This window comes from Burkholderia sp. Bp9090, assembly GCF_003857985.1.
Lineage (GTDB): Bacteria > Pseudomonadota > Gammaproteobacteria > Burkholderiales > Burkholderiaceae > Burkholderia.
The window spans coordinates 42,157-55,666 of sequence record NZ_QTPV01000016.1; the positions used below are offsets into that span (position 1 = coordinate 42,157).

General features: G+C 69.5%; 14 protein-coding genes. 3 read left to right on the top strand and 11 right to left on the bottom strand.

Features of this window, described 5'->3' with window-relative positions; all coding sequences use genetic code 11:
* Positions 1–74: 74 nt before the first annotated feature.
* Genes thiL through DIE16_RS16900 form a run of 3 tightly spaced genes read left to right on the top strand, consistent with a single transcriptional unit; the run spans position 75 to position 2,140 of the window.
* Positions 75–1,073: a thiamine-phosphate kinase gene (thiL, locus tag DIE16_RS16890; protein ID WP_185735478.1), complete on the top strand. Its 999-nt coding sequence runs from the start codon at positions 75–77 to the stop codon at positions 1,071–1,073.
* The gene (locus tag DIE16_RS16895) at positions 1,063–1,608 is read left to right on the top strand and encodes a phosphatidylglycerophosphatase A (protein WP_124488251.1); all 546 of its coding nucleotides are present in this window, start codon (positions 1,063–1,065) and stop codon (positions 1,606–1,608) included. The genes thiL and DIE16_RS16895 overlap by 11 nt, the downstream gene beginning before the upstream one ends.
* 31 nt (positions 1,609–1,639) lie before the next feature.
* Entirely contained in the window at positions 1,640–2,140 is a 501-nt protein-coding gene (locus DIE16_RS16900; protein WP_044844180.1) for a CinA family protein, read from the top strand.
* A 42-nt stretch (positions 2,141–2,182) separates the two neighbouring features.
* Here the strand turns inward: DIE16_RS16900 and DIE16_RS16905 are convergent, their stop codons facing one another.
* The 11 genes from DIE16_RS16905 to DIE16_RS16955 all read right to left on the bottom strand — a co-directional run bounded on the left by DIE16_RS16905 (position 2,183) and on the right by DIE16_RS16955 (position 13,478).
* On the bottom strand, positions 2,183–3,241 hold the full coding sequence (locus DIE16_RS16905; protein WP_044844181.1) for a hypothetical protein: 1,059 nt from the start codon (positions 3,239–3,241) through the stop codon (positions 2,183–2,185).
* A gap of 208 nt (positions 3,242–3,449) precedes the next feature.
* Positions 3,450–4,277, bottom strand: a complete 828-nt coding sequence (gene pyrF / locus DIE16_RS16910) for an orotidine-5'-phosphate decarboxylase (RefSeq protein ID WP_124488249.1) — start codon at positions 4,275–4,277, stop codon at positions 3,450–3,452.
* Between the two features lie 39 nt (positions 4,278–4,316).
* On the bottom strand, positions 4,317–5,381 hold the full coding sequence (locus tag DIE16_RS16915; protein WP_124892839.1) for an aldose 1-epimerase: 1,065 nt from the start codon (positions 5,379–5,381) through the stop codon (positions 4,317–4,319).
* Between the two features lie 74 nt (positions 5,382–5,455).
* A complete protein-coding gene (locus DIE16_RS16920) occupies positions 5,456–6,271 on the bottom strand; it encodes an SDR family NAD(P)-dependent oxidoreductase (RefSeq protein ID WP_124892841.1) in 816 nt (271 codons plus the stop codon).
* 23 nt (positions 6,272–6,294) lie between these two features.
* Positions 6,295–7,311: an L-arabinose ABC transporter permease AraH gene (gene araH / locus DIE16_RS16925; RefSeq protein ID WP_044844185.1), complete on the bottom strand. Its 1,017-nt coding sequence runs from the start codon at positions 7,309–7,311 to the stop codon at positions 6,295–6,297.
* 80 nt (positions 7,312–7,391) lie between these two features.
* Positions 7,392–8,912, bottom strand: a complete 1,521-nt coding sequence (gene araG / locus DIE16_RS16930; RefSeq protein ID WP_124892843.1) for an L-arabinose ABC transporter ATP-binding protein AraG — start codon at positions 8,910–8,912, stop codon at positions 7,392–7,394.
* Between the two features lie 67 nt (positions 8,913–8,979).
* Positions 8,980–9,975 carry an arabinose ABC transporter substrate-binding protein gene (locus DIE16_RS16935; RefSeq protein WP_124892845.1) on the bottom strand — a complete coding sequence of 332 codons (996 nt, stop codon included), beginning with the start codon at positions 9,973–9,975 and terminating at the stop codon, positions 8,980–8,982.
* 102 nt (positions 9,976–10,077) lie between these two features.
* A complete protein-coding gene (locus tag DIE16_RS16940; RefSeq protein WP_124892883.1) occupies positions 10,078–10,857 on the bottom strand; it encodes an SDR family oxidoreductase in 780 nt (259 codons plus the stop codon).
* The gene (locus DIE16_RS16945; RefSeq protein WP_124892847.1) at positions 10,857–11,534 is read right to left on the bottom strand and encodes a 2-dehydro-3-deoxy-6-phosphogalactonate aldolase; all 678 of its coding nucleotides are present in this window, start codon (positions 11,532–11,534) and stop codon (positions 10,857–10,859) included. The genes DIE16_RS16940 and DIE16_RS16945 overlap by 1 nt, the downstream gene beginning before the upstream one ends.
* Before the next feature lie 22 nt (positions 11,535–11,556).
* Complete coding sequence (locus tag DIE16_RS16950; RefSeq protein ID WP_124571468.1) at positions 11,557–12,582, bottom strand: 2-dehydro-3-deoxygalactonokinase; 1,026 nt, start codon at positions 12,580–12,582, stop codon at positions 11,557–11,559.
* The gene (locus DIE16_RS16955) at positions 12,579–13,478 is read right to left on the bottom strand and encodes an IclR family transcriptional regulator (protein ID WP_044844190.1); all 900 of its coding nucleotides are present in this window, start codon (positions 13,476–13,478) and stop codon (positions 12,579–12,581) included. Before DIE16_RS16955 ends, DIE16_RS16950 begins: the two co-directional genes overlap by 4 nt.
* Positions 13,479–13,510 lie beyond the last annotated feature (32 nt).

Consider the following 13,510-nt stretch of genomic DNA (forward strand, 5'->3'; position numbering starts at 1 on the left):
ACTGAACGGTGCAGGAACGGCACCGCTCGCTGCGTACAATGCCATTCCTTTCACCGCTTCCGGGTTCCTCCGCCGTGCCAGCCGCCCTGTCCGAGTTTTCGCTGATCGATCGCTTCTTCGCGCGCCGCGCGGCCCGGGGGGCGCGTGCGTCGACGCTCGGCATCGGTGACGATTGCGCGCTGATCGCGCCGCGATCCGGAAAATTGCTGGCCATTTCGACGGACATGCTGGTCGAGGGCCGCCATTTCTTCCCCGATGTCGCGCCCGACGCGCTCGGCCACAAGACGCTCGCGGTCAACCTGTCGGATCTCGCGGCGATGGGCGCCGAGCCGCGCGCGTTCACGCTCGCGTGCGCGCTGCCGCGCGCCGACGCGGCGTGGCTCGAGGCGTTCAGCAACGGCCTGTTCGCGCTCGCCGAGCGGTTCGGCTGCGAGCTGATCGGCGGCGACACGACGAGCGGGCCGCTGAACCTGTGCGTGACCGTGTTCGGCGAAGTCGCGCCGGATGCGGCGCTGCGGCGCGACGCCGCGCGCGACGGCGACGACGTCTGGGTGTCCGGCACGCTCGGCGACGCGCGCGCGGGGCTCGGGCTCGCGCGCGGCGAATGGAGCGCCGGCGCGGCCGAAGCCGCCGCGTTCCGGCACGCACTCGAGCGCCCGGAGCCGCGCATTGCGCTCGGGCTCGCGCTCGCGGGCGTCGCGCATGCGGCGCTCGACATCTCGGACGGCCTCGCCGGCGACCTGCGGCACATCCTGACCCGCTCGAACGTGCGCGCCGAGATCGACGCCGACGCGGTGCCGCGCTCGGCCGCGCTCGCGACGCTGCCGCCCGACGTGCAGCGAAGCTGCACGCTGGCCGGCGGCGACGACTACGAGCTGTGCTTCACCGCGCCGGCCGCGGCCCGCGCCGCGGTCGAGGCAGCGGGCGCGAGCGCCGGGGTTCCGGTCACGCGAGTCGGTACAATACATGCGTTGTCCTCGCCGTCGGAGCAGCCCGCGATCGCGTGGCGCGACGCCGCCGGCGCGCCCCTGACTCTCACGTTGCACGGTTTCGACCACTTCCATGCAGACTGACCCGACGACCGCGCAATCCGCGGCCGCGCCAGGCGCCGCCCGCAACGCGCCGCGGCGCGCCACCGTGCGCTTCATGCTGTCGCACCCGGCGCACATCGTGTCGCTCGGCTTCGGCAGCGGGCTCGCGCCGTTCATGCCCGGCACGTTCGGCACGCTGTTCGGCTGGCTCGCGTTCGTCGTGCTCAACCGCTACCTGACGGTGCCCGAATGGTGGGCGCTGATCGCGGTCGGTTTCGCGGCGGGCACGTGGGTCACCGGTTTCACCGCACGCAGGATGGGCACGAGCGATCCGGGCGCCGTCGTCTGGGACGAGATCGTCGCGATCTGGCTCGTGATGCTGTTCGTCACGCCCGCGACCTTCATCGGCCAGTTGTGGGCGTTCGTCGTGTTCCGCTGCTTCGACATGCTCAAGCCGCCGCCGATCCGCTATTTCGACCGTCGCGTGAAAGGCGGGCTCGGCATCATGGTCGACGACCTGATCGCCGCGTTCATGACGCTGCTCGTGATCGCCTTCTGGCGCTCCGTCGTCGGCTGACCGATTTCCCGACTCCCGTTTCCCGACGCGCATGCCAACCGATTCCGTCGTCCATCAGCTTGCGATCCGCGCAGGCAACAAGCTGCGTGACGAGCACCTGTCGCTCGCCACCGCCGAATCCTGCACGGGCGGCATGATCGCCGCCGCGATCACCGACATCTCCGGCAGCAGCCAGTGGTTCGAGCGCGGCTTCGTCACCTACTCGAACCAGGCCAAGATCGAGATGATCGGCGTGCCGCCCGACCTCATCGAGAAACACGGCGCCGTCAGCGAGCCGGTCGCGCGCGCGATGGCCGAGGGCGCGCTGCGCAACAGCCGCGCGCAGGTCGCGCTGTCGGTCACCGGCATCGCCGGCCCGGCGGGCGGCAGCGAGAAGAAGCCGGTCGGCACCGTGTCGTTCGCATGGAGCAACCGGCTGCATACCGACGTCGAAACGCTCGTGTTCAAGGGCGACCGCGAGCAGATCCGCACGCAGGCGGCCGCGCACGCGCTGCGCGGGCTGCTGAAGCTGCTCGACGAGCGCGAAGGCTGATTCCCCCGCGCGACGGCAGGGGCGGCCGCCGCCCCTCGCCGCTTACTGGATCGCGTCGGGCTTCACGACGATCCAGTTCTTGTCCGCCGTGACCGGCTGGCCGAGCGCCTTCTGCTGCGCGGCCGATTCGTCCGACCATGCGCGGATCTGCGCCATCTGCTTGTCCTTCTTGTTCACCCACACGCGCACGCCGCCGCGCGCGACGTCGGTCGCGTTCAGCAGCATGTAGCCGTCGGATTTCGGCGTGTCGCCCGCGACGAGCACCGGCTTCTTCCACTGGTCGATCCAGCCGGCGATCGAGCCGAGCTTGCCTTCGTACCACGTCATCGGATTCATCAGGAACGGCGTGATCACGAGATTGCGGTTCGCGGCCTCGTCGTACTTGCCGGCCTTGATCTGCAGCCGCGACGTGGTCAGCGCGCCCGTCGCCGGGTCGCGCAGCAGCGTCGTCACGCCGATCACGTTCTGCGGCTTCACGTTGTAGCCGTATTTCGGATCGGACAGCACGAGCCGCGCGAGCTCCTCGTGCGCGGCGGTCATCACGTACACCTCGATCCCGTTCTCGCGCAGCGCGTTGTACAGCTCCTGCATGCCGCGGAAGAAGCGCGGCGGGTTCGCGGTGCCGTCGACGACCTTGTCGCCCTGCCAGTAGCGGATCGGCACCGGCTTGCCGTCGGCGAGCATCGCGTCGACATGGCGCTTCAGGTCGGCCAGCGACAGCCCCGCGAACGCCTGCGCGATCCACGGGTAGCAGACCAGGTCGTCGATCTCGCAGAGCCGGTAGTAGTAGCTCGTCAGCGACTCCTTGTAGTCGGCCGAATCCTTGAACGGGATCAGCTTCAGCGACGGATCGAGCGAGTCGCGCGTCAGCACGCCGCGGTTCTCGAGATACGGCAGCAGCGACTCCTCGAGATCGTAGCGATAGGTCGTGTTGTCGGCGTCGAACACCGCGTAGTCGCCGCGGTTCGCGTGCGCGGCGATCATCGCGTTCAGCGCCTTCGCGCTGTCCGCCGGCCAGTGCGACAGGTCCGCCGCGTGGGCGAACGACATGCACAACGACGCGGCAAGCGCGCTCAGAAGACGTCGGGACAGCTTGGGCATGGCGCCGCTCCTTTTATGACATTCTGGTGACGGATCGATGACAAGCGGCAGCATCGCGCGATTGTGGCGCGGGCATGCGGTGCGCAAGCGACGGGAAGTTGTTCGCGTGCGCCAGGACGGCAAACACGCGAGGCAGGCGCGCGGCCCGCAGATGCGGGTTCGCCATTGAAAGGCCGCCCGGGCGGGCGGCCTGTGGCTCAGCGATATTTCAGCGATGCGCGTTGATCGTATCGCGCGTCTTCTGCGCGGCGAGCGCGGCGGCTTCGGCGAAATCCTCGCCCTTGCTCGCGTACAGGATCGCGCGCGACGAGTTGATCATCATCCCGCTGCCGTCGGCGGTGCGGCCCGCGTTGACGGTCGCCTGCACGTCGCCGCCCTGCGCGCCGATGCCGGGGATCAGGAGCGGCATGTCGCCGACGATCCCGCGCACGATCTCGATCTCCTTCGGGAAGGTCGCGCCGACCACGAGGCCGAGCTGGCCGTTCTTCGCATTCCACTTGTTCGCCGCGAGGTCGGCCACGACCTGGTACAGCGGCCGGCCACCCGTTTCGAGGAACTGCAGGTCCGACCCGCCCGGGTTCGACGTGCGGCACAGCACGATCACGCCCTTGCCTTCATGCTCGAAGTACGGCTCGACCGAGTCGTAGCCCATGTACGGGTTCACGGTGACCGCGTCCGCGCGATAGCGCTCGAACGCTTCGCGCGCGTACTGCTCGGCGGTGCTGCCGATGTCGCCGCGCTTCGCGTCGAGGATCACGGGCAGGCCCGGATGCTGGAGGTGGATGTGCGCGATCAGCCGCTCGAGCTGATCTTCCGCGCGATGCGCGGCGAAGTACGCGATCTGCGGCTTGAACGCGCTCGCGTACTGCGCGGTCGCGTCGACGATCTGCCGGCAGAACTCGAAGATCGCGTCGGGCTGGCCGTCGAACTGCACGGGAAAACGCGACGGCTCGGGATCGAGGCCGACGCACAGCAGCGAATTCGTGCGCTGCCACGCGGCGCGCAGCGATTCGATGAAAGTAAGCGGGGAAGACATGGCGGATACTCGCGGCAAACCGTTGATAGACCGCGTATTTTACCCGCGTCGCCGGCGGCCTTCGCGCACGGCGGCGTCGACCCGTGCATCGGCCCGCTCGACGGTGAACGCGAAACGCCGCGTGAGCCGCTCGCCCGGCGCGAGCAGCGTCATCCCGTGCGCGGCCGCGCCGCCCGGCAGGTTCACCGCATTGATCGGATGATCGACCGGCTCGAAGCAGAAGAACGGCTCGCCGGGCGGCGTATAGAGCACGTACGCATCGGCGTCGGCCGCGATCGTCAGCAACAGCCCGCGGCGCGGCCAGCTCACCGTCGCGTGGCCGCCCCAGCCGGTGAACGCGTGATTGACGAGCGTCGCCGGCAACGGATACGCGACGCCGAACTGCCAGGCCGGCGGCACGCACACGTGCCGCACCGGCAGGAAATCCGCGCCTGACAGCCACAGGCCGCCCGCGGCCGCGGCCAGCTCGGTCGCGTCGTCGCGCACCAGGAACGGGTGCAAGCCGAGCCCGAACGGCAGCCGTGCGCGCCCAGCGTTCTCGATCGTCAGCGCGATCGACAGCGTCGTGTCGTCGAGCGCGAACGACTGGATCGCACGAAACGCGTACGGCGCGCCGCTCGCGCGATCGAGCGACAGCTGCAGCGTGGTGTCGGTCGCGTCGTCCACCTGCCACGGCGCGAGCCAGCCGTCGCCGTGGATCGGCAGCGGCTCGTCGCGGCGGTTGCGCGGCACCGCGACGCTGCGCCCGTCGCATTCGAAGCGGCCGTTGCCGATCCGGTTCGAATACGGCAGCAGCGGATAGCACGCGAGTGCGTTCGGGTCCGTCGCCGTCTCCGGGTGTTCGCAGCGTCGGAACACCGGCACCAGCGCACCGTGGTCGCCGCGCCAGTCGAAGCGCGCGATGCCGCCGCCGAGGTGGGGCAGCACGTCGAGCCGCAGCGCCGCGTTCGACAGCGTGACGGCCGCCGCATGCGCGGCGCCGACGCCCTGCGCGAACGTGGCGGTCTGCGGGCCGGCGCTGACCGGCTGCGCGGCGGCAGCCAGGCGCGCACGGCGCGACTGGCTCGTGGACGACGACGATGCGCGCGAGGACGTGGCGGTCATGGTGAACTCCTTTGCTTCGTCGATGAAGCGATACGGATCGTCGCGCGGTGCCGCGCGAACACGGACATCGGCAATCAGGCCCAGCCGCCGTCGACCACCACGTCCTGCGCGGTGATCATCCGGCTGTCGTCGGCCGCGAGAAACAGCGCCATCCGGGCGAGATCGTTCGGCAGCAGCTCGGCGTCGATGCACTGGCCGGCCTTGATCGCCGCCCGGCCCGCGTCGTCGAGCCACAGCCTGCGCTGCTTGTCGGTCATCACCCAGCCGGGCACCAGCGAATTCACGCGGATCCCGAACGGGCCGAGATCGCGCGCGAGCCCGCGGGTGAGGCCCTGCACGGCTGCCTTCGCCATCACGTAGACGGGATAGCCGCCGTTCTTCAGCATCCAGCTGATCGAGCCGAGATTGATGATCGCGCCGCCGCCGCGCTGCTTCATGTCGTCGATCACCGCCTGCGCGGCGAAGAACTGGTGGCGCAGGTTCACCGCGATGCCCGCGTCGAACGACGCGGGCGTCACGTCGCCGATCGCGTGGCGCGTGTCGTTCGCCGCGTTGTTCACGAGCACCGCGATCGCGCCGATCCGTGCGCGGATCGTGTCGATCGCATGGCGCAGCGCGTCGATGTCGGTGAGGTCGCACGGGAGGAACAGCGGCGCGTGACGTACGTCCGGCGCCTGCGCGAGGCTTTCCGCGAGCGCCTGGCCCGCCTGTGCGTCGAGATCGACGAATGCCACGCGCGCGCCCTGCCGCGCGAAGTGCTCGACGAACGCCGCGCCGATGCCGGTCGCGCCGCCCGTGATCAGCACCGCGCGATCCTCGAGGCTCGGGTAGCGCGCATAACGCGCGTCGCTCGCGGCGCGCGGATCCGGCGCGGAAGTTTCGATGGTCATGCGAATCGTCTCCGTGGAATCGGTCAGTCGCGTACGCCGCGGTTCTTCAGCTGGTCGAGCAGCACGGCCGCGAGCAGGATCGCGCCGCGCACCAGGTACTGGTAGAACGCGTCGATGTTCAGCAGGTTCATCACGTTCTCGACGGTGCCCATGATCAGCACGCCGATCACGACGCCCGAGATCGTCGCGCGGCCGCCCATCAGCGACACGCCGCCGAGCACGCACGCGGAGATCACGTTCAGCTCGAAGCCCTGCGCGGCGTTCGGCTGGCCCGACGTGATGCGCGACGCGAGGATCACGCCGGCGAGCGCCGTCACCGCGCCCTGGATCAGGAAGATGTACACGCGCGTGCGTTCGACGTTGATCCCCGCGAGACGCGACGCCTCAGGGTTGCCGCCGATCGCGAGCGTGTTGCGGCCGTACACGGTCTGGTTCAGCAGCACGCCGAACACGATGAAGCACAGCAGCGTGACCCAGATCGGCAGCGATACGCCGAAGAGCGTGAGCCCGCCGAGCGCGATGAAGGTATCCGACGACACGCCGACCGCCTGCCCCTTCGACACGATGAAGCCGAGCCCGCGCACGATTTCCATCGTCGCGAGCGTCGTGATCAGCGCGTTGATGCGCAGGTACGCGATCACCGCGCCGTTCACGAAGCCGATCGCGGCGCCTGCCGCGACCGCCGCGACGATCGCGACGAACGTGTTGTCGGTCGCGTTCAGCACCATCGCGCACAGCACGCCCGAGAACGCGACGGTCGAGCCGATCGACAGGTCGAAGTCGCGCGACGCCAGACAGAACATCATCGTGCACGCGACCATCCCGATCTGCGAGATCGACAGCGCGAGGCCGAGCATGTTGTCGATCGAGAAGAAGTGATCGACCGTCAGCGACATCGTCAAGAACATCACCGCGAAGATCGCAATGAGGCTGTATTCGGTGAGGTGCTGCCACCACTTCTGGCGGTCGCTCTGCTGTGGAACCAGCGCGTCGGCCGACGGCTTCACGGCTGCGCTGGCGAGGTTTTCCCTGACTTGCATGGTTGTGTCTCCTGCTCCTGCATCGCGCGGCCCGCGCCGCGCGTGATCGATTCGAATGTCCTGCGTCGCCCGCGGCGACCTCACACTGCGTCAGCCGCCTCGACGACGCTCGTCTGCGGCAGCGCGAGGCTCAGCACCGCATGCTCGTTCGCCCGTTCGCGCGGCAGCTCGCCCGCGATCCGCCCTTCGCGCATCACGACAATGCGGTCGGACACGCCGAGCACTTCCGGCAGCTCCGACGACACCATCACGATCGCGCAGCCGCGCTCCGCGAGCCGGTAGATCACGTCGTAGATCTCGTGCTTCGCACCGACGTCGATGCCGCGCGTCGGCTCGTCGAGGATCACGACCTTCAGGTCGGGCTCCGCGAGCCAGCGCGACAGGATCGCCTTCTGCTGGTTGCCGCCCGACAGGAAGCGGATCTTCTGCCGCCGGTTCGGCGTCTTGATCTTCAGCCGCTGGATGAAGCGGTCGGCCGTTTCGCTCTCGGTCTTGCGGTCGATGAACAGGCCCGCGCGCAGCGAATGACGGCGGCAGCTGATGTTGATGTTCTCCGCGACCGACGCCATCGCGATGATCCCTTCCTCCTTGCGGTCTTCCGGACACAGCACGATGCCGTGACGGATCGCGTCGCCGGTGCGCTTCACGTCGATACGCCGGCCGTCGAGCGTCAGCGTGCCCGCGCGCCGGCGGTCGGCGCCGTATACGAGCCGCATCAGTTCGCTGCGTCCCGCACCGACGAGGCCGAAGAACCCGATGATCTCGCCCGCGCGCACCGAGAAGCTCGCGGGTTCGCGCAGCGCCGGACCATCGACGCCTTCGGCCGACAACCGCACGTCGCCGAGCGCGCGCGGCGCGTAATGGTAGATATCCGAAATTTCACGCCCGACCATCTCGGCGACCAGCCGCTCGCGCGGCACGTCGGTGAGCGATTCGTGCGACGCGATCTTGCGCCCGTCGCGAAAGATCGTGCACGCATCGCACAGCCGGTAGATCTCGTCCATCCGGTGCGAGATGTAGATCAGCGCGCGACCCTGCGCGCGCAGGTCGTCGACGAGCTTGAACAGCACCTCGGTCTCGCGATGCGACAGCGAGCTCGTCGGCTCGTCGAGCGCGATCACGCGCGCATTGCGCATCAGCGCCTTGCAGATCTCGACCATCTGCCGCTGCGCGATCGACAGCCGGCCGAGCTTCGCATCCGGATCGAGATCGACGCCCATCGCCGCGAGCCGCTCGCGCACGTGGCGCTTCGCCTCGCCCTTCCTCACCCAGCCGAGCGCATTCGGCAGGCGGCCGAGCAGCAGGTTCTCCGCGACCGTCAGGTCGGGCACGTACTGCAGCTCCTGGTGAATCACCGCGATGCCGGCCGCGATCGACGCGGCCGCACTCGAGAAATGCACGGGCTGGCCGTCGACCAGCACGCTGCCCGCATCGGGCTGGTATTCGCCGCCGAGAATCTTCAGCAGCGTCGACTTGCCCGCGCCGTTCTCGCCCATCAGGCCATGCACCTCGCCCGCGTGCACGTCGAACGAGATGCCGTCGAGTGCGCGCACGCCAGGAAATACCTTGCCGATATTGTCAAAACGCAGTGCCGCTGACACGTCGTCTCCCCACTTGCAGATCCATCGATCGCCGGCCGCCGCATCGCCGCGGCGGCCGGCGTGCCGCTTACTTCGAGGCAAGCCCCATCTCCTCGCGCACCTTCGACACGTTGTCGCGCGTCGCGAGCATGCCGGTGGTCAGCGTGAGCGGCGCCGGCGCCTTGCCCTGCGTGATCCACGTGTACATCAGCTCGGAGGTTTCCTCGCCGTGGCGCTTCGGGCTGATGATCACGGTGCCGTAGAAGCCCGTCGGCTGCGGCTTCTTGAACTCGTTCAACGCCGAATCGGAACCGCCGATGCCGATGCCGATCATGTTGTCCGTCTTGAAGCCGCGCCCTTCGGCCGCGCGCACGGCGCCGAGCACGGCCTCGTCGTTCAGGCCGTAGGCGACCCAATGCTTGAACTGCGGGTTCTTGGTGAGCGCGATGTTCGCCGCGTTGAACGCATTCTCGGTATCGGTCTTCGCCTGCGGCGCCGCGATCACGTTCGCCTTCGGAAAGCCGGCGGCCACCAGCGCATCGGTCGCGCCGCTCGTGCGGTCGTGCGCGGTCGGCAGTTGCTCGTAGGTGATGTCGATCGCGCCGACGTCCTTCATGTTCCAGCCGCGCTTCTTGATCTCGGCCGCGATGCCGTCGCCGACCTGCTTGCCGATGTTGTACGCGGAGATCCCCATGTGCGGCACCGCCTCGATCGGCTTGCCCGCGCCGTCGACGAGGCGGTCGTCGACCGTCATCATCTTCAGGTTGTGCGACTTCGCCTTCGCGACGATGCCCGGCCCGAGCTTCACGTCGGGCGTGCAGATGATGAAGCCCTGCGCCTTCTGCGCGGACAGGTTGTCGATCGCGCTCATCACCTTCTCCCCCGACGGCGCGCCGATCTTCACGAGCGTGAAGCCCTTGTCCTTCGCCGCGATCTCGGCGAACTTCCATTCGTCCTGGAACCACGGCTCTTCCGGCTGCTTCACGAGGAAGCCGATCTTGACCGGGTCGGCCGCGTGCGCCACCGGGCTTCCCATCACCACCGCGGCCGCGGCGGCCAGCGTTACGAACGTTCTGCGTTTCATCTCCAGTGTCTCCTTGTCTTCATCGAACGGAATGCAGCCGCTTGTTGGTTTCGACGCAGCGTGCGCGCGGCCGTCGCACGTGCGGTCTGTCGAATCGTTGCGTCAGTCGTGGTACAGCGCCGCGCGCCCGCCGTCGACGGTGATGCACGCGGCATTGATGAACGGCGCCTCGTCGGACGCGAGGAATACGGCCGTCATCGCGACTTCCTCCGGTTTGCCGATCCGCTTCATCGGCTGCAGCGCGAGCGTCTCGGCGCGCGCCGCGGCCGGGTCGGCCTGCGCATCCCACCAGTCGCGCGTGAGCTGCGTCTCGATGTAGCCGGGCGCGATCGCGTTCACGCGCACGTTGCGCGCCGCGTATTCGATGCCGAGCGCACGCGTGAGGCCCAGCACGCCGTGTTTCGCGACCGGGTACGGAAAGCAGCCCGGGATGATCCGGAACGCATGCGTCGACGCGATGTTCACGATGCTGCCGCGGCCGCGCTCGACCATGCCCGGCAGCGCCGCGCGGCAGCCGTGCCACACGCCGTCTAGGTCGACCGCGAAGCAGCGGCGCCAGTCGTCGTCCGTCATCGTCAGCGGATCGGCGAACACGTTGATGCCCGCGTTGTTCACCAGCACGTCGAGCGTGCCGAAAGCCGCTTCGGTCTGCGCGAGCGCGTCGCGTACCGAGTCCTGCCGCGCGACGTCCGCATGCAGCGCCAGCACGCGCGCGCCGTCGATGTCGTCGGTGATCGCCGCGGCCGTGCGCTGCGCCTGCGCGAAGTCGAGGTCGACGAGCGCGACGGCCGCGCCCTCGCGCGCGAACGCCTGCGCGATCGCGGCGCCGATCCCGCGGCCCGCGCCCGTCACCATCGCGACCTTGCCCGCGAGGCGTTCCATCATGCGGCTCCGCCGCGCGCCGCGCGCAGGCCGGCCTGGAACGCGCGTGCGTTCGCCGCGGTCGTGTCCGCCGACTGGCCGGGCCGGTACAGCGCCGAACCCAGGCCGAAGCCGTTGGCGCCTGCCGCGAGGAACGGCTGCATGTTGTCCGGCGTAATCCCGCCGACCGGAAGCAGCGGCACCGCGCGGTCGATCACCGCGCGCCACGCCTTCACGACGGGCACGCCGAGCTGCTCGGCCGGGAACATCTTCAGCACGTCGGCGCCGTTCGCGAGCGCGGCGAACGCCTCGGTCGGCGTCGCGACGCCCGGTGCGCTCGCGAGCCCGCGCTCGCGCGCGCGGCGGATCACCGCCGCGTCGCTGTGCGGCATCACGATCAGCGTGCCGCCCGCATCCTGCACGCGGTCGACGAATTCGGCGCGCAGCACGGTGCCCGCGCCGACGATCATGTCGTCGGGCAGCGTGCGGCGCAGCGCCGCGATGCTGCCGAACGGATCGGGCGAGTTCAGCGGCACCTCGACGATCCGGAAACCGGCTTCATGCAGCGCAAGGCCGTGGTCGACAGCTTCCGCGGGCGCGATGCCGCGCATGATCGCGATCAGCGGGCACGCGTCGAACGCGCGCATCAGCGCGGCGTGCGGCGTGTACGGCGCGGGCAGCGTAAGGTCGGACGACATCGGCAGTTCCTCTTCAATCGGTTCATTGGTCGGCGCAGACGGGTTCGCCGTCCGCGCGCACGAGTCCGGCGCGCGACGCGATCCACCACAAGCCGCGCTCGGTCGCCTGTGCGACGACGCGTGCATGCGTGCAGCCGAATACGCTCAGCGCGTCGACGTAGCGCGCGCACAATCCGTCGTCGCCGATCAGCAGCAGCGGCTGGTTCGCGAGCGCGACACCGCGCTCCGCGAGCATCGCGTCGAGCGCGTTCAGCTCATGGCCGATCAGCAGCCCGGACAGATAGTCGCCCTGCGCATCGGGCGCGAGCCGGTCGGTCAGGCCGAGCGTGCGCGTGCTGAAGATCGTCGCGAGCAGTCCCGCGCGCTGCGCGCCGCGGGCCACCGCGACGCCGCGGGCGAACGCCGCGCGGTCGGGCGACGCGCTCGCGCGCATCGTGCGGCCGAGGATCGTGTGATCGCGCAGCGCCGCGAACAGCTCGCCCGTCATGAAGGTCTGGAAGCGCTCGATGAGCCCGTCCTTCACCCATGCCCACTTCGCATGCGTGCCCGGCAAGCCGATCAGTACCCCTGAACGATCGGCATCAAGCATGGGATCGTTCGCGAGTGCGCCGAATATCTGCGTTTCTTCGCCGCGCATCACGTCGGGCAATTCGCCCGTCGCGATCACGCCCGGCACGATCGATACAGTCGTGCCGCGCGCCGTCGTCACCGTGACGAGCCCCGCGACGAGCGCGTCGGCGCCGGCCGGCACCGCGACGTACGGCGCCTCGCGCCAGCCCTGCGCGCTGCCGACCATCCCGGCCGCCAGCACCGGCACGCCCGGCGCGCGGTCGAGCCAGTCGCCGCACGCTTCCTCGAACACGACGTCGAAGGCACGCGCGCCGCCGGCCGGCACGTGCATCACGCCTGCCGCGCGGCTGCGCGTGTCGAGCAGCGCGCCGTGCGCGTCGAACAGATACGCGCGCAGCGACGTCGTGCCCCAGTCGAGCGCGATCAGCGACGGGGTGGCGGTGTTGGCGTCCGGAGCGGTCCGGGTCGAGTGGGTCATCGTTTGATCCTGCGGGTACCCTGCGGCGGGCTCCAGCCCAGTTCCGCGGAAATGGCTCGCGCTTCGCGCTGCACGAGCGGAATCAGTTCGTCCATCCGGTCGTGCGGCATGTACGGGATCGTGCTCGCGACCGATACGGCGGCGACGATCGCGCCCGACGCGTCGCGGATCGGTGCGGCCACGCAACGGATCGATGCTTCGTTTTCCTCGAGGTCGAACGTGTAGCCGCCGGCCGCGTAATGCGCCATGCGCTGCAGGAACGCGCTCGTCTCGGGCCGGTTGTCCGGCTTGAAATTGACGCCGGCCAGCGCGCGCCGCGCGGCTTCGAACAGCGAGCGCCACCGGTCCGGATCGAGGTCGAGCATCATCGCCTTGCCGATGCCGGTCGACGCGAGCGGCATCCGGTGGCCGACGCGCGAACGCATCTCGAGGCCGCGCGTGCCGGGAATCTTGTCGATGTACAGCACGTCGTCGCCGTCGCGCACACCGAGGTGGATCGTGTCGAGCGTCGCTTCGGCGAGCGCCTCGAGGTGCGGCCGTGCAACCGCCGTGAGCGGCATCTGCTCGAGCGCGATCGTGCCGAGTTCGATCAGCTTCGGGCCGAGCAGGTAGCCGCCCTGCACCTGGCGCAGGTAGCGCGCCTGCACGAGGCTGCTGACGAGACGGTGCGTCGTGCTGCGCGTCGTGCCGAGCGCGGCGCCGATCGCGCGCATGTCGCGCGCGCCGTTCGCGATCGCTTCGAGGATCGCGAGGCCGCGCAGCAGCGTCTGCGTGCCGGCCTGTTGCGCGGCGAGGTCGAGCGGCGTGCTGGTCGCGCCGATGCTGTCGGTCAGCGGCGCATCGTCCGGCGTCGCGCGCCGGGCGTCGAGAGCAAGGGTATCGGGCATCTTGGTCATGGAACGGGCTTCTTCAGCGGAATCGGTCTAGC